Annotated in this window: 10 protein-coding genes and 1 pseudogene; 10 read left to right on the top strand and 1 reads right to left on the bottom strand. The window is 66.3% G+C overall.

Going from position 1 to position 15,930, the window contains the following annotated elements:
- Positions 1–197: 197 nt before the first annotated feature.
- The 8 genes from E3D03_RS12675 (at position 198) to E3D03_RS12640 (ending at position 12,391) form a co-directional block, all read left to right on the top strand.
- Positions 198–2,801 (top strand): cation-transporting P-type ATPase, encoded by a 2,604-nt coding sequence (locus tag E3D03_RS12675; RefSeq protein WP_114350581.1) that lies wholly within the window; start codon positions 198–200, stop codon positions 2,799–2,801.
- 193 nt (positions 2,802–2,994) lie between these two features.
- A complete protein-coding gene (locus E3D03_RS12670) occupies positions 2,995–3,468 on the top strand; it encodes a biotin/lipoyl-binding protein (RefSeq protein ID WP_263567240.1) in 474 nt (157 codons plus the stop codon).
- 103 nt (positions 3,469–3,571) lie between these two features.
- Positions 3,572–4,072: an HlyD family secretion protein gene (locus E3D03_RS12665; RefSeq protein WP_245948835.1), complete on the top strand. Its 501-nt coding sequence runs from the start codon at positions 3,572–3,574 to the stop codon at positions 4,070–4,072.
- Positions 4,069–6,822 carry a ribosome-associated ATPase/putative transporter RbbA gene (rbbA, locus tag E3D03_RS12660; protein ID WP_114350560.1) on the top strand — a complete coding sequence of 918 codons (2,754 nt, stop codon included), beginning with the start codon at positions 4,069–4,071 and terminating at the stop codon, positions 6,820–6,822. The genes E3D03_RS12665 and rbbA overlap by 4 nt, the downstream gene beginning before the upstream one ends.
- Before the next feature lie 4 nt (positions 6,823–6,826).
- Complete coding sequence (locus E3D03_RS12655) at positions 6,827–7,939, top strand: ABC transporter permease (protein ID WP_114350559.1); 1,113 nt, start codon at positions 6,827–6,829, stop codon at positions 7,937–7,939.
- 143 nt (positions 7,940–8,082) lie between these two features.
- Positions 8,083–10,266, top strand: a complete 2,184-nt coding sequence (locus E3D03_RS12650; RefSeq protein WP_263567239.1) for a TerB family tellurite resistance protein — start codon at positions 8,083–8,085, stop codon at positions 10,264–10,266.
- Between the two features lie 11 nt (positions 10,267–10,277).
- Positions 10,278–11,210, top strand: a complete 933-nt coding sequence (locus tag E3D03_RS12645; RefSeq protein WP_114350558.1) for a phosphate acetyltransferase — start codon at positions 10,278–10,280, stop codon at positions 11,208–11,210.
- Entirely contained in the window at positions 11,210–12,391 is a 1,182-nt protein-coding gene (locus E3D03_RS12640) for an acetate/propionate family kinase (protein ID WP_114350557.1), read from the top strand. Before E3D03_RS12645 ends, E3D03_RS12640 begins: the two co-directional genes overlap by 1 nt.
- Positions 12,392–12,921: 530 nt before the next feature.
- Here E3D03_RS12640 and E3D03_RS12630 read toward each other — a convergent pair.
- On the bottom strand, positions 12,922–14,826 hold the full coding sequence (locus tag E3D03_RS12630) for a cation-translocating P-type ATPase (protein WP_263567238.1): 1,905 nt from the start codon (positions 14,824–14,826) through the stop codon (positions 12,922–12,924).
- A gap of 100 nt (positions 14,827–14,926) precedes the next feature.
- Between E3D03_RS12630 and E3D03_RS12625 the strand changes: the two are divergent.
- A pseudogene (locus E3D03_RS12625) lies at positions 14,927–15,397 on the top strand (error-prone DNA polymerase); the annotation flags it as partial.
- Positions 15,398–15,640: 243 nt separating this feature from the next.
- Complete coding sequence (locus E3D03_RS12615) at positions 15,641–15,892, top strand: hypothetical protein (RefSeq protein WP_114350555.1); 252 nt, start codon at positions 15,641–15,643, stop codon at positions 15,890–15,892.
- Positions 15,893–15,930 lie beyond the last annotated feature (38 nt).

Genomic DNA, 15,930 nt, shown 5'->3' with positions numbered 1-15,930 from the left:
CATGATGCAGATCAAGCCGGCGCGACTCCCCGACACTGTTCCCGCCGCAACCCGCGTGCGGTCGCCGGCGCGTGGGGCCAAAACATGAGGAAGCGACAGGAAATGACGAGCGGCTACGAAGGGATGAATGTCGTAGGAGGGCCAAAGACAGGCATCCTCGTCAGCGCGGCCATTGATAGCCAGCAGAAGGCATGCTGATGCGGGTTTCCGACCCACATTCCCGCCCCGCAGCCGATTGCCTTGCCGATCTGGAAGCCCGCCTCGCGGGCCTGACCACGTCCGAGGCGGAAGAACGGCTCGCCGCCCACGGCCCGAACCGCCTGCCCGAAGCAAAGTCGCGGGGGCCACTTTTGCGGTTTCTGGCCCAGTTCAACAACGTGCTGATCCAGGTCCTGCTGGCAGCGGCGGTGGTGACGGCGTTCCTGAACCACTGGATCGATACTGGCGTCATCCTTGCCGTGGTTCTGGCCAACGCCGTGATCGGCTTCGTCCAGGAGGGCAAGGCCGAAACCGCCATGGCCGCGATCCGCGGCATGCTGGCACCGCGCGCGGCCGTCCTGCGCGACGGGCAGCGCCAGTCGGTCGACGGGGCCAGCCTTGTTCCCGGCGACATCGTGCTGCTGGAGGCCGGCGACAAGGTTCCCGCCGACCTGCGGCTGATCGAGGCCCGCGGGCTGGCCGCGCAGGAGGCGATACTGACCGGCGAATCCGTCGCGGTGGAAAAGACGCCCGATCCGGTTGCCGCCGCAGCCCCGCTGGGCGACCGCAGATCAATGCTGTGGTCGGGCACGCTGGTGACGCAGGGAACCGCGCGGGGGCTGGTGGCGGCCACAGGCTCCAGCACCGAGATCGGGCGCATCGGCGGCCTGCTGGCAGGGGTCGAGCAACTGACCACGCCGCTGGTCGCGCAGATGGACCACTTCGCGCGCTGGCTGTCGTTCCTGATCCTGCTGGCCTCGGCGCTGCTGCTGGCCTGGGGCCATTTCGTCGGCCACGAGCCGTTCCCGGACCTGTTCATGACCGTGGTCGCCATCGCTGTGTCGGCAATCCCCGAGGGCCTGCCGGCGGTGATGACGATCACGCTGGCCATCGGCGTGCAGGCCATGGCCCGGCGCAATGCCATCGTGCGCCACCTGCCCGCAATCGAGGCGATTGGCTCGGTCTCGGTCATCTGCACCGACAAGACCGGCACCCTGACCCGCAACGAGATGGTGGTGGTGACGGCCGAAACCGCCGAGGGGGTCTTTCAGGTCTCGGGTGAGGGTTACGCGCCCGAGGGTCGGATCGACCCGCCGGGGGACCTGCGCCCCCTCGCCCGTGCGGCGGCGCTTTGCAACGATGCGGCGCTGGTCGAAAAGGGCGGGCAATGGCTCATCGAGGGCGACCCAATGGAGGGGGCGCTGCTGGTTTTCGCCGGCAAGATCATGCAAGACACGCCCCGCGCCCGGCTTGACGCGATCCCCTTCGACAGCCGCCACCGCTTCATGGCGGTGCTGACCGATGGGCCCAAGGGCCGCATCACCCATGTCAAGGGCGCGCCGGAACGGGTGTTGCGCATGTGTGCGGGGCTGGACCTGCAGGCATGGCACGACCGTGCCGAGGCGATGGCCCGGCGCGGCCTGCGTGTGCTGGCGCTGGCTGAACGCGCCGAGACCACCGGCCGGATCGACGCCCCCGCGCTGGAGGGCGGCCTGAGCTTTCTGGGGCTGGTCGGCCTGATCGACCCGCCCCGCCCCGAGGCGATCGCCGCCGTAGCGGAATGCCGGGCCGCCGGGATCCGGGTCAAGATGATCACCGGCGACCACGCCGGCACCGCTGCCGCCATCGCGGCCCAGATCGGGCTGGTGAACCACGCCCGTGTGCTGACCGGCGCCGACCTGGACAAACTGGACGATGCGCAACTGGCGCTGGAGGTCGCGGGCGTCGATGTCTTTGCCCGCACCAGCCCCGAGGACAAGCTTCGCCTTGTCACCGCGTTGCAGGCCAACGGCCTGACCGTCGCCATGACCGGCGACGGCGTCAACGACGCGCCCGCGCTCAAGCGCGCCGATGCGGGCATCGCCATGGGGCTGAAGGGCTCGGAAGCGGCGAAAGAGGCCGCCGACATGGTGCTGGCGGATGACAATTTCGCCTCGATCGCGGCGGCGGTGCGCGAGGGGCGCACGGTCTATGACAACCTCAAGAAGGTCATCAGCTGGACCCTGCCCACCAACGCGGGCGAGGCGCTGGTGGTTATCGTGGCGCTTGTCGCCGGCATGGCGCTGCCGCTGACACCGGTGCAGATCCTGTGGATCAACCTGATTACCAGCATCACCCTGGGCTTTGCCCTGGCGTTCGAGCCGACCGAGGCGGTCACCATGTCGCGCCCCCCGCGCCCGCGCGCCACACCGATCCTGTCGGGGGGGCTGGTGTGGCATGTGGTGCTGGTGGCGGCACTGTTCCTGGCGGCGGTCTTCGGGATGTTCACCTACGCGCTGGACCAAGGCTATTCCTTGGCGCTGGCGCAGACAATTGCGATGAACACGCTGGTGGTGCTGGAGATCTTCCACCTGTTCTTCATCCGCAACATCCACGGCACCTCGCTAACATGGGATGCGGTCAAGGGCACGCGCGTGGTCTGGGCTGTCGTCATCATCATCACCGCCGCGCAATTCGCCGTCACCTACTTGCCGCCCTTGCAGGCCGTGCTCGGGACTGAACCCGTACCGCTGGCCGACGGCCTGCTGATCGTCGGAATCGGCGCTGCGTTCTTTGCCCTGATCGAGATCGAGAAGCAGATCAGGCTGGGGTTAACGCGATGATCGGGCCGCAGGCCAAGGACTGCGGAGAGGCCGGACGGATTGTCATTTCCGTGCCGTATCTGGTGCCTACACTTCGCGGCGCCACCGCGTCACCCCGAAAAAGCGATGCCCGGAGGGTGAAGCGTGGGGCTGCGCTTGTATTGACGATTCCCCACAAATAACATCGGCATTCAAGGATGCCGCGGCGCAGCAAGTGAGGGCAGGCGTGAAACAGAAACCGAAATACCTTGTTCCGACCATTCTGGTGGTCGCGGCGGTTGCGGCCTATTTTGCCTGGACCAAGCTGGACACGCCGGCGCTGCCTGAGGGCATCGTGGGCGCGAATGGCCGGATCGAGGCGACCGAGATCGACATCGCCGCGCTGACCGGCGGCCGTATCGCCGACATTGCGGCGGCCGAAGGTCAGGTCGTCAATGCGGGCGATGTGCTTGTGCAGATGGATGTCGTCCAGCTCAACGCCCAGAAACGCCAGGCCGAGGCACAGCTGCGCCGGGCCAGTATCGCTATCGAGACTGCAAAGGCCATGGTCGCCCAGGCCGAGGCACAGGAGCGCGCGGCAGAGGCTGCGGTGGATCAGGCGCAGGCCATGGCCGATGCCGCCGCCCAGAAGCTGGCCCGTTCGGAACAGCTGGTGAAAACGAACGCGGTCTCGCAGCAGGTTTTTTGACGACGACCGCGCGAAGGACCGCGAGGCAAAGGCGGGCGTCGCCGCGGCCGAGGCTTCGCATGCGGCAGCTCTCGCCGGGATCACTTCGGCCCAAGCGCAGGTGGTGGACGCCGAGGCCGCGATTGATGCGGCAAAGGCCTCGATCGATTCCATCACGGCCTCGATCGACGATGCGACGCTGGTCGCCCCCCGTAGCGGTCGTATCCAGTATCTTGTCGCACAGGAAGGCGAGGTCGTCGGCTCGGGGGGCCGGATCCTGAGTCTTGTCGATCTGGGCGATGTCTACATGACGGTGTTCCTGCCCACATCGCAGGCGGGGCGGGTTCAGATCGGGTCCGAGGTGCGCCTGACCCTGGATGCAGCCCCCGGTATCGTGATCCCGGCGACGGTTTCCTATGTGGCGGATGTGGCGCAATTCACCCCCAAGACGGTCGAGACGGCGGAAGAGCGTGAGAAGCTGATGTTCAGAGTTCGGGCAAAAGTCGATCCAGAGCTGCTTTCCCGCTATGTCGCCTATGTGAAGACCGGCCTCCCGGGCATGGCCTATCTGAAGACGCTTCCCGATGCCGAATGGCCGGCCTCGCTTGCCAATGTCGTGAAATGACCGGGGCAGACCAGCCGCCGGTCGCATCGGTCAGTGACCTGATCCTGCGTTACGGCAAGGTTACTGCGCTGGACAGGGTGACGCTGGACATCCCCGCCGGCATGATGGTGGGGCTGATCGGTCCCGACGGCGTTGGAAAGTCCAGCCTTCTGTCGCTGCTTGCCGGGGCGCGCGTGATCCAGGACGGCGGCGTGCATGTGCTGGGGGGCGACATGCGCGACGCCGGACACCGGAGCCGGGTCTGCCCGCGCATCGCCTATATGCCGCAGGGGCTGGGCAAGAACCTGTACCCGACGCTTTCGGTCGAGGAGAATCTGGAGTTCTTCGGCAGGCTCTTTGGCCATGACAAGGCCGAAAGAGATCGCCGCATCCTTGACCTGCTGACAGCGACCGGCATGTCGCCGTTCCGCGACCGTCCGGCGGCAAAGCTTTCCGGTGGCATGAAGCAGAAGCTGGGCCTTTGTTGCGCGCTGATCCATGACCCGGACCTGTTGATCCTTGATGAACCGACGACCGGCGTCGATCCCCTGTCGCGCCGCCAGTTCTGGGATCTGATCGACAGCATCCGCGCCACGCGCCCCGACATGAGCGTGATCACGGCCACCGCCTATATGGAGGAGGCCGCGCGTTTCGACTGGCTGGTGGCGATGAACGCCGGCAAGGTGCTGGCGACGGGCACGACGGCAGAGCTTCTGGCGCGCACCGGCGCGGCCGATCTTGACCGCGCCTTCATCGCGCTTTTGCCGGCGGCCGATCGCGGTGACGATCAGGAGGTGGTGATCCCACCGCGCGATGCAACCGATGGCGAGATTGCCATCGAGGCCGAACACCTGACCCAAAGGTTCGGCGATTTCACCGCCGTCAACGACGTCAGCTTTCGCATCGCCAAGGGCGAGATCTTCGGCTTTCTCGGCTCCAACGGCTGCGGCAAGACCACGACGATGAAGATGCTGACCGGCCTTCTGGAGCCGACCGAGGGCATCGCCCGGCTGTTTGGCCACGAGGTCGATGCCCGCGACCTGGCGGTGCGCCGCAGGGTCGGATTCATGAGCCAGGCCTTCTCGCTTTATTCGGAACTGACGGTGCGACAGAACCTGGAACTGCACGCCCGGCTTTTCGCCCTTGAGGAGGCGAAGATCCCCGCGCGGGTGGCCGAGATGGCGGAGAGGTTCGACCTTGGTGACGTGGCGGACGCGCTGCCCGAAGCGCTGCCCCTGGGGATCCGGCAGCGGCTTTCGCTGGCCGTGGCCCTGATCCACGGACCAGAGATCCTGATCCTTGACGAGCCGACTTCGGGTGTGGACCCGGTCGCGCGCAACGGCTTCTGGCGCATTCTGGCGGACCTGTCGCGCAAGGATGGCGTGACGATCTTCGTCTCGACCCATTTCATGAACGAGGCGGAATGGTGCGACCGCATCTCGCTGATGCATGCCGGAGAGGTGCTGATCAGCGACACGGCCGAGGCGATCAAGGCCTCGAAAGGCTGCGAGACACTGGAAGATGCCTTTGTCGCCTATCTGCAAGAGGCGATCGACAAGACCGCACCGCCACCCGCCCCTGCGCCCGAAGCAGCCAATCAGGCCGCGCCCGCCGCCGCACCTGCCCCACCGCACCCGCAGCGGAGATTCAGCCTGCGCCGCCTTCTCAGCTATTCGCGGCTGGAAAGCCTGCAACTTCAGCGTGACCCGATCCGTCTGGCGATGGCGCTTGTCGGCAGCCTGCTTTTGATGGTGGTGATCGGCCTTGGCATCAACATGGATGTCGAGGATCTTACCTTTGCGGTTCTGGACCGTGACCAGACCACTGCCAGCCGGGACTATGTCGCCGACATTGCCGGATCGCGCTATTTCACCGAACGGCCCGCGCTTCAGGGCTATGACGACATGGACGCAAGGATGCGGGCGGGCGAGATCAGCCTGGCGATCGAGATTCCTGCCGGCTTTGCCGCGGATGTGGCGCGCGGCCGCACGGTCGAGATCGGCGCCTGGTTCGACGGTGCCAACCCGACCCAATCCGGCACGGTGCAGGGCTATATCCAGGGAATGCACGGCGACTGGATCACGCGCAAGATGCGCGAGGCGCTTGGCTCGGCCGCTCTGGCCGGCGATTTCGAGCTTGTCACCCGCTACCGCTACAACCCGGATGTGAAAAGCATCGTCGCCATGGTGCCGGCGGTCCTGCCCATGCTGCTATTGATGATCCCGGCCATCCTGACCACCTTGTCGGTGGCCCGGGAGAAAGAGCTTGGTTCGATCATCAATTTCTACGTGACCCCGGTGACGCGGCTGGAATTCCTTCTGGGCAAGCAGCTGCCATATATGGCGCTGGCCATGGTGAACTTCGTGCTGATGATGGTGATGGCGGTTTTCGTCTTCAGGGTGCCGTTCACCGGCAGTTTCATCGGCTTTTCCATGTCCGCGCTGGTGTTCGTGACGGCCAGCACCGCGCTTGGCTTTCTGGTGTCGGTATTCATCTCCAGCCAGGTTGCGGCCTTGTTCGCGACGACGCTGCTGACGATGATTCCCGCGGTGTCCTATTCCGGTCTGATCGACCCGGTATCTTCGCTGGAAGGGTTCGGGCGTACCATCGGCGAGGTCTATCCGGCCACATGGTTCATCACGGCGGCCCGCGGTGCCTTCTCGAAATCGTTCGGCTTTGTTGAACTGATCCAGCCGACGCTGGCGATGGCGGCCTCGGTTCCGATCATCCTGGGGTTGAGCGTGTCCTTCCTGAAGAAGCAGGAGAGGTAGCGCCATGAACCTGAAGAACGTCCGAAACCTCGGGGTGAAGGAGCTGCGCGGGCTGTGGCGCGACTGGATCATGCTGGCGCTGATCGTCTATTCCTTCAGCCTGTCGGTCTGGACTTCGGCCAATTCCAGCCCGGAGACGCTGAGCAATGCCGCGATCTCGATCGTCGACGAGGACCAGTCGCAGCTATCGTCGCGGATCGTCTCGGCCTTCTATCAGCCCTATTTCGTGCCGCCGAACCTGATTACCGCCGCCGAAATCGACACCAGGATGGATGCGGGCCTGGATACTTTCGCGCTGAACATTCCACCGGATTTCCAGCGCGATGTGCTGGCGGGCAAGGCACCGGCGATCCAGCTGAACATTGACGCGACACGGATGAGCCAGGCTTTCACCGGCGGCGGCTATGTCAGTCAGATCGTGTCCAGCGAGGTCTCGGAATTTGTCTCGGGGTATCGGGCGCAAAGCACGCTGCCCGTCGAACTGGCCCTTCGCGCCCGCTATAACCCGTCGCTTGATCCCGGCTGGTTCGGGGCCATCAACAGCGTTATCCAGTCGATCACCATGCTGTCGCTGATCCTGACCGGATCAGCCCTGATCCGGGAAAAGGAACATGGCACGGTCGAACATCTTCTGGTGATGCCGGTCACGGCGACCGAGATCATGCTGTCCAAGATCTGGTCGATGGGGCTGGTGGTTCTGCTTGGCTCGACCTTCTCGCTGACGGTGGTGGTTCAGGGGCTGATGAATGTGCCCGTCGCGGGATCGGTGCCGCTTTTCCTTGCCGGGGCGGTTCTGATGATGGTCGCCATGACCTCGATGGGGATATTCATGGCCACGGTCGCCGGCACAATGCCGCAGTTTGCGCTTCTGATGATGATGGTTCTCATCCCGCTGCAGATCCTGTCCGGCGGCATGACCCCGCGCGAGTCGATGCCGGAGTTCATCCAGACCATCATGCTGGCGGCACCGAATACCCACTTCATCATCCTGTCGCAGTCGATCCTGTTCCGGGGGGCCGGGCTGGAGGTGGTCTGGCCGCAGCTTCTTGCGCTGGCGGTGATCGGGGCGGTGCTGTTCTGGCTGGCACTCCGGCAGTTCCGGGCCTTCCTGCGCTAAGGGGCGCGCCCAGATAACGAAAAGTTGCGCCGGGGGCGGGGGCGCATGGTTTGCCTTTCGCCGCCCAGCGCGCAGATAGACATATCGAACCCATGGGACGGTTGGCGAACCCGCCGGCCTTCCGGCAATCGAAAGGTGGAAACATGGCTCAGCGTGACATGACATTTCCCGCGATGGCGCAGACTGCGGAATACATGACAGATGCCTGGCAGCGTTCGGTGATTTTCCTTGACGTGATGCGCGAACGTGCCGCCCAGTACGACGCCCATACCAAAGATCCGGCGCCCAATGTCCTGAGCTATGATGCCGAACTGGTCCTCGATGCCCGCAGTTTCGACCCGCCGGTGAACTATCTTCTCTATCGGATCGTCCCCCCTGAAGACGTAACCATCGACCCCCTGAAACGTCCCTTCGTGATCGTCGATCCGCGCGCGGGTCAGGTTTCGGGCATCGGCGGCTTCAAGGCCGACAGCGAGGTGGGCGTCGCGCTGAAGGCGGGCCATCCGGTCTGGTTCATCGGCTTTCTGCCCGAACCGGTTCCCGGCCAGACCATCCTTGATGTCACCAATGCCCAGGCGACCTTTCTGGAAACGGTAGTCGCGCGCCACCCCGAGGCCGAGGGCAAGCCCTGCGTCATCGGCAATTGCCAGGCCGGTTGGGCGGTGATGATCCTTGCCGCCCTGCGGCCCGAGCTTTTCGGCCCGATCATCGTTCCCGGAACGCCTCTGTCCTACTGGGCGGGCGTGCATGGCAAATATCCGATGCGCTATGCCGGCGGCCTCATGGGCGGAACCTGGCTGACGGCACTGGCGGGCGATCTGGGGGGCGGCATCTTCGATGGCGCCGCGCTGGTCCAGAACTTCGAGGCGCAGGATCCGGCGAACACCTTCTGGACCAAGCAATACAATCTCTGGTCGAAGATCGACACCGAGCCCGAGCGTTACCTTGGGTTCGAGAAGTGGTGGAATGCCCTGGTCACGCTGAATGCCGGGGAAATGCAGTGGATCGTGGACGAGCTTTTCGTCGGCAACCATCTTGCGGCCGGCGATATCCGAACTGCGGATGGCACTGCCATCGACCTGCGCGCGATCAACTCGCCCATCGTCGTCTTCTGCTCGAAGGGCGACAACATCACTCCGCCGCAGCAGGCGTTGGACTGGATCCTTGACCTTTATGACAGCGAGGACGACATCCGCGCCTGGGGGCAAACCATTGTCTACACGGTGCACGACCATATCGGCCATCTGGGCATTTTCGTCTCGGGCCAGGTCGCACGCAAGGAACATGACGAGTTCGCCCACAACATCGACCTGATCGACGTGCTGCCCCCCGGTCTTTACGAGGCGGTGCTGACCCCGAAGGAGGCGGCCGGAGTCAATGCCGATCTGGTCAAGGGCGACTGGGTGATGCGTTGCGAGGCGCGCACGCTGGATGACATCCGCGCGCTTGGCGGCAACGACCTTGAGGACGAGCGCAAGTTCGAGACGGTGGCACGGCTCTCCGAGATCAACCTGGCACTTTACCGCACCTTCGCCCAGCCCTTCGTGCAGGCCTTCACGACGCCATCCTTCGCCGAGGCGACGCGCAGGTTCCACCCGCTGCGACTGTCCTACGAGATGTTCTGCGCCGGCAACCCCTGGATGCGGCAGGTCAAGGGACTGGCAGAAAGTGTGCGCGAAAAACGCGAACCTGCCAGCCCGGACAACCCCTGGCTCAACATGCAGGAGATGACATCAACCGCCATCGTTCAGGGTCTTGACGCGATGCGCGACGTGATCAACTGGACATCCGAGGCCAGTTTCCACGCCATTTATGGCAATAGGGCCTTGCAGGCGGCGCTAGGCGTCGACACATCCTCGACAGAGCGCCCGCGCAAGCCCGCACATACCGGGCTGCATGACGAACTGGTCAGGCGCCGCGACGAGGGGCTGCGCCGAAACATGACGGAGGGCGGTCCTGTCGCGGCAGTGGTGCGGGCGCTGATCTGGGTCGGCATGTCGGGCAGGGTCGTCGACGAACGCCAGTTCGCCGAGATCGCCCGATTGCGCCGGACCCATCCCGAAAGCGGCGCTTTGACGCTGGCCGATTTCAAGCAGATGGTGCGTGAACAGCTTCAGATGCTGCTTCTCGACGAAGAGGCGGCGCTTGGGGCCATTCCCGGTCTCATGCCCGAATCCGGCGACCAGCGCCGCATGGCGCTTGACACCATCCGCGAGGTGGTCGAGGCCAGCGGCGCGCTGGACCACAAGGCGCGGCAGCGGCTGAACCGGATCGCCAGCCTTCTTGGCATCGGACCCGCAGCGATCGACAAACGCAAGGCATCCTGAACGGACACCCCATGGACGAGCTTCACGACAAGCACCAGCGCCTGATTGCCGCCGCCCGCGACGGCTCGCCCGCCTTGACCGTCGTCGCACATCCTTGCGACGAGACCTCGCTGCGCGGCGCGATGGAGGCGGCGGCGGCACATCTGATCGAGCCGGTTCTGGTGGGGCCGGAAGCCCGCATCCGCGCCATCGCCGCCGAACACGGCATCGACCTTGCCGGGCGGCAGTTCGTCGATGCGCCGCACAGCCACGCCGCCGCCGCGCAGGCGGTGGCCCTGATCCGCGCCGGCAAGGGCGAGCTTTTGATGAAAGGCAGCCTGCACACCGATGAGCTGATGAAGGAAGTCACCGACGCGACCACCGGCCTGCGCACCGAACGCCGGATCAGCCATGTCTTCATCATGGATGTGCCGGGCCACCCCGAGACGCTGTTCATCACCGATGCAGCGATCAACATCTTTCCCGATCTCGACAGCAAGCGCGACATCGTACAGAACGCCATCGACCTGTGGGCGGGCATCGGGCTTGGCACACCCAAGGTGGCGATCCTGTCGGCGGTCGAGACGGTGACGACGAAGATCCCCTCAACGATCGAGGCGGCTGCGCTGTGCAAGATGGCCGAACGGGGACAGATCACCGGCGGCCTGCTGGATGGCCCGCTGGCCTTTGACAATGCCATCGATCCCGAAGCGGCGCGCATCAAGGGCATCGGCGGCCCGGTTGCCGGCCACGGCCAGATCCTTGTCGTTCCCGACCTCGAGGCCGGAAACATGCTGGCGAAGAACCTGATCTTCCTGTCCCGCGCCGATGCCGCCGGGATCGTGCTGGGCGCGCGCGTGCCGATCATCCTGACCTCGCGGGCCGACAGCGTCCGCACCCGCATGGCCTCCTGCGCAGTGGCGGCGATCTATGCCAATGCGCTCCGCAGGAAGGCCGGCGTCTGATGGACGTGATCCTGGTCGTCAACGCGGGGTCGTCCAGCCTGAAGTTCCAGTCCTTCGGTCTTGTCGATGGCGGATTGCAGCGACGTGTGCGCGGCCAGGTCGACGGGATCGGAGTCAGGCCCCGGCTCAGGATCGTCGATTCTGCAGGCGCCGTGCTGATCGACCGCAGCCATGAGGCCGCCGAAATCCCCGACCTGCCAGCCGCAATTGGCGTCCTGCGGGACTGGTTGAAGACCCGCAAGGGCATCACCCTGCGCGCCATCGGCCACCGGGTCGTGCATGGAGGGCCGGATTTCGACCGCGCCGTGCTGATCGACGAGGATATCCTGAACCGGCTCTCCCGCTATCAGACTCTGGCGCCCCTGCATCAGCCGAACAATCTGGCGCCGATCCGCCTGGCCATGGCGATCGCGCCCGACGCCCCGCAGGTCGCCTGTTTCGACACGGCATTCCACCGCCACCATGCCGAACATGTCAACTGCTATGCCCTGCCGCGCGCCTTCTACGACGAAGGCATCCGCCGCTACGGCTTTCACGGCCTCAGCTACGAATACATCGCGCAGGCCCTGTCCGAAACCGCGCCCGAGATCGCCGAGGGCCGCGTCATCGTCGCCCATCTGGGCAGCGGCGCCTCGATGTGCGCCTTGCAGGGTGGTCGCAGCGTCGAGACGACGATGGGGTTCACCGCGCTTGACGGCCTGCCGATGGGCACCCGCCCCGGCCAGCTCGACCCCGGCGTGGTGCTGCATCTGATCGAGGAAAAAGGCATGACCCCGGCCGAGATCACCCGCCTCCTCTATCGCGAGGCGGGGCTGAAGGGCCTTTCGGGCATCTCCAGCGACATGCGCGACCTTCTGACCAGCCCCGACCCGCGCGCCGCCCTTGCCATCGAGCATTTCGCCTATCGCTGCGGCCTCCACGCCGGCCAGTTGGCCGCGGCCCTCGGCGGGCTGGACGCCTTCGTGTTCACCGCCGGAATTGGCGAACATTCGCCCGAGATCCGCGCCCGCATCGCCGCGCGCCTTGCCTGGCTTGGCGCCGAGATCGACCCCGCTGCCAATGCCGCTGGCGCAACCTGCATTTCCACCCCTGCGAGTCGCCTCCCGATCCTGGTCATCCCTACCGACGAAGAACGGATGATCGCGCGCCACACCTTTGCACTGACGAGCGGCACCACGTGATTTCAGTGCCTGTGATCATGTAACTTCCGAACAGCTCTTCCCTGGGCTTGCGTGTTCCTGCAATGCTCCTAATTGCCCCTTCCCGTCCCGATTCCCAGCTCCGCCGATCTGCAATTTGTACTCCCAGATTGAGCTACCCCCCGAAAATCGGACAGTGGCGAAAGCTATGATCTGACATCTGCTGGCCTCCAAGGACGAGGAGACCATGAACGACGCACGGCGCATTCGATCCTCGCGCTCGAGGATTGTGCCGTCGCGACTTCCGGCGACTACCGTCACCGCGTCGAGGTACGAGGGCAGAGCCTCTCGCATACCATGTTCTCCAGGCAGGCGGGGACCTGGCGGCGCGCCTGCGCCTCGACGCGCTGTTTCGATGCGCGAGGCGGAGGGCATCCGACCCCGTGCAATCGGCGCCCTGTTCGGCGGCCCGATATCCGGCCTCGCGCACCGGTTCGGGGCGCGTCAGATCGCCGCCGTCGCTCTGCGTCGCCATCGCCGGCAACGTCTGGGCGACCGGCGACAGGGGCGCGTCAGCCCCGCGGCTTCGGCCGGCGGATCGGGTCGGACAGGAGCCTGAGCCCGTTCAGCACGACTAGCACCGTTCCGCCCTCGTGGCCGATCACCGCCAAGGGTAGCGGCAGGTCGAAGAACAGGCCGCCGATGACCAGCACCAGCATCGCGCCGATGGCGAAGACCAGATTCTGGCGGATGACGGCGGAAGCACGGCGCGATAGACGGTGCGCGTCGGCCAGCCGCTCCATGTCCTCGGACAGCAGCGCCACATCGGCCGCCTGAAGCGCGACCTCCGACCCGGCGGCACCCATGGCGATGCCGACATCGGCGCGGGCGAGCGCCGCCGCGTCGTTCACGCCGTCGCCGACGAAGGCAACCTTTCCGTCTCGGGTCAGCTCTGCAATCCGGCGCACCTTGTCCTCGGGCAGCATCCCGGCATGGATCTCGTCAGGCACAAGCCCCAGCTCGCCGCCGATCCGCAGCGCCACCGGGCGACGATCCCCGGTCATCATAACGATGCGGCGAACCCCGCCGCGGCGCAGGGCGGCCAGGGCGGCGGCCGAACTCGGCCTCGCCTCGTCCGCGACGCAGACAGCGCCGAGGACCCTCTGGCCGCGCCCCAGATAGACTACGGTCTGCGCCGTATCCGCCAGCACCTGCAACGCGGCATGGTCGATCCGGGCGCCCATCTCCTCGGCCAGATAGGGGTTGCCGGCCCAGAGGGGGCCGTCCTCGTCCCGTCCGAGGATGCCGAACCCGGGCCGTGCCGTTGCGTCCACGACCTTCGCCGCCGCAAGCCCGCGCGCCCCGGCCTCGCGGGCGATGGCGGCAGCGATATGGTGTTCCGACCCGGCCTCCAGCCCGGCCAGCAGCGACAGGAACCCGGCCTCGTCGCCGTCGAGCGCCACCACCCGCGTCACCGCCGCGCGGCCGGTGGTCAGCGTTCCGGTCTTGTCGAAGGCGAAGGTTTCGACACTCGCCAGGGTTTCCAGCGCCGCCCCGCCCTTGAAGAGCACGCCGCCGCTCGCCGCCGCCGACAGCGCCGACAGGATCGCGGCCGGGACCGAGATGACGATGGCGCAGGGGCTGGCCGCGACCAGCAGCGTTGCCGCCCGGTAGAGCGCCTGTTCCCAGTCGCGGCCCATCCACCAGAAGGCGGCGAAGGCGATCACCGCCCCGGCCATGACCGCGACCGTATAGCGCTGCCCGAACCATTCGCTGAACCGCTCGGAGGGGGCGCGGGCGGCCTGCGCCTCGGTCACCAGCCGGATCATGCGGGCGATGGTGCTGTCGCCGACCGTGTTCGTGACGGTCATGTCCATCACGCCGTCGAGATTGACCGTAGCCTCGAAGACCTGTGCGCCCGCCTCCTTCGATACGGGCATGGATTCGCCGGTGATGTTGGCCTCGTCGATGCCGCCGCGCCCGGTGAGAACCACGCCGTCGCTCGGCACCCGTGCGCCGGGCCGCAGCACCACCACGTCGCCGACGGCCAGTTCCCCGGCGGCGACTTCCTCGACCGCGCCGCCCGCGGTTCTGCGCAGCGCCGTCTCGGGGCGCAGCGCCATCAACGCCTCGATGGCCCGCCGCGCCCGGCCGAGTGCCCGCTCCTCAAGCGTGGTGGAGATGCTGAACAGCGTCAGCAGCACCGCGCCCTCGAACGGTGCGCCGACCACCGCCGCAGCGATGGCGGCGGCGATCATCAAGAGGTCGATGTCGAGAACATGCTCGCGCCACAGTTCCGAAACCGCGCGCCAGGCGGTCGGAAACCCGCCCGCCAGATAGACCAGCGCCAGCCCCGGAGCCAGCAAGGCGCCAAGAATCTCGTGCGCCGGCCACCGTCCGGCCACGGCAATCGCCATGCCGAGTACTGTGGCGAGCGAGAGGACCAGCGACAGGTCAACGGGCAGGGATCGCTTCATGTCAGGCTCCTGGCTGGCACAAGTGCTGGCTGGGTTCGAGAATCGTTCATGTGGGCTTCTTGCCCCGCGATGCAAGCGCCGCGATGGCGGTCCAGATGCAGGTGCGCACGGACGCTATCCTGCCGGCCCGCCGCCGACGATCGTCCACCGTGTCGAGAAGGAGCTGACTCTGATCCGCGAGGTGGACTAGGCGCCCTATTTCCAGACCGTACATGACATCGTGCAGTTTGCCAGATCGAAGGGCATCCTCTGTCAGGGCCGCGGCTCGGCGGCGAATTCCGTGGTCTGCTATCTTCTGGGCATCACCGAGGTCCCGCCCGAGAGCATCGCCCTGATCTTTGAGCGGTTCATCAGTAAGGAACGCGGCGAGCCGCCGGATATCGACGTCGATTTCGAACATGAGCGCCGGGAAGAGGTGATCCAGTGGAACTATGACCGCTATGGCCGCGAGCGCGCCGGACTGACGGCAACCGTGATCCAGGCTGCCGGCGTCGAGGTCGCGCGGGAGGTGCTCGCCGAGGCGCAGGGGGCCATCCAGCCGCTGGTGCCTTACCTCGACACCCTGCGCTGGCTGCTGATCGCCGTGGCGCTCGCCGGCATCGCCGTCACCATCCATGCCCGCATCGACGACTGGAAGCGGGGGCGGCGGTGATTGCCGGGCTGGGTGCCGCGTTCGCCGGATCGGCGTGGGGGCGCAGGGCGGCGGGGATCCTCCTCGCCGGTGCTGCGATCCTCCTGTTCATGGTGAACCTGCGCCGGGCAGGCGAGCGCGCCGGCCGTGCCGCCGAGCGCTTGGAAACACGGGAGAGAAGTAATGCCGTCCACCGCCGGATGCTGGAAGCCGCCAGCCGCCGCCCCGCTGATCGCGATGCTCTCGCTGAGCGGTTGCGCGGCGGGCGGTTCTGACAGCGGCGGGCCGGGGGCCTGTCCGCCGGTGGTCACCTACACCACCGCCGAACAGGTCCGCGCGGCCAGGGAGGTCGAGGCTCTGCCGGAGGGGGCGATGCTGGTCCGCATGCTCAGCGACTATGCGGTGCTGCGGGACCAGGCCAGGGCGTGCGGGTGAAAGCCGGGCCGGGTGGTGTCCCCGCGGGAAGCGCAGGG

The organism is Paracoccus sp. DMF (assembly GCF_004407025.1).
Taxonomy (GTDB): Bacteria; Pseudomonadota; Alphaproteobacteria; order Rhodobacterales; family Rhodobacteraceae; genus Paracoccus; species Paracoccus aminovorans_B.
The sequence above is the reverse complement of the archived record's forward strand: the minus strand, read 5'-3'. Positions and strand labels throughout refer to the sequence as shown.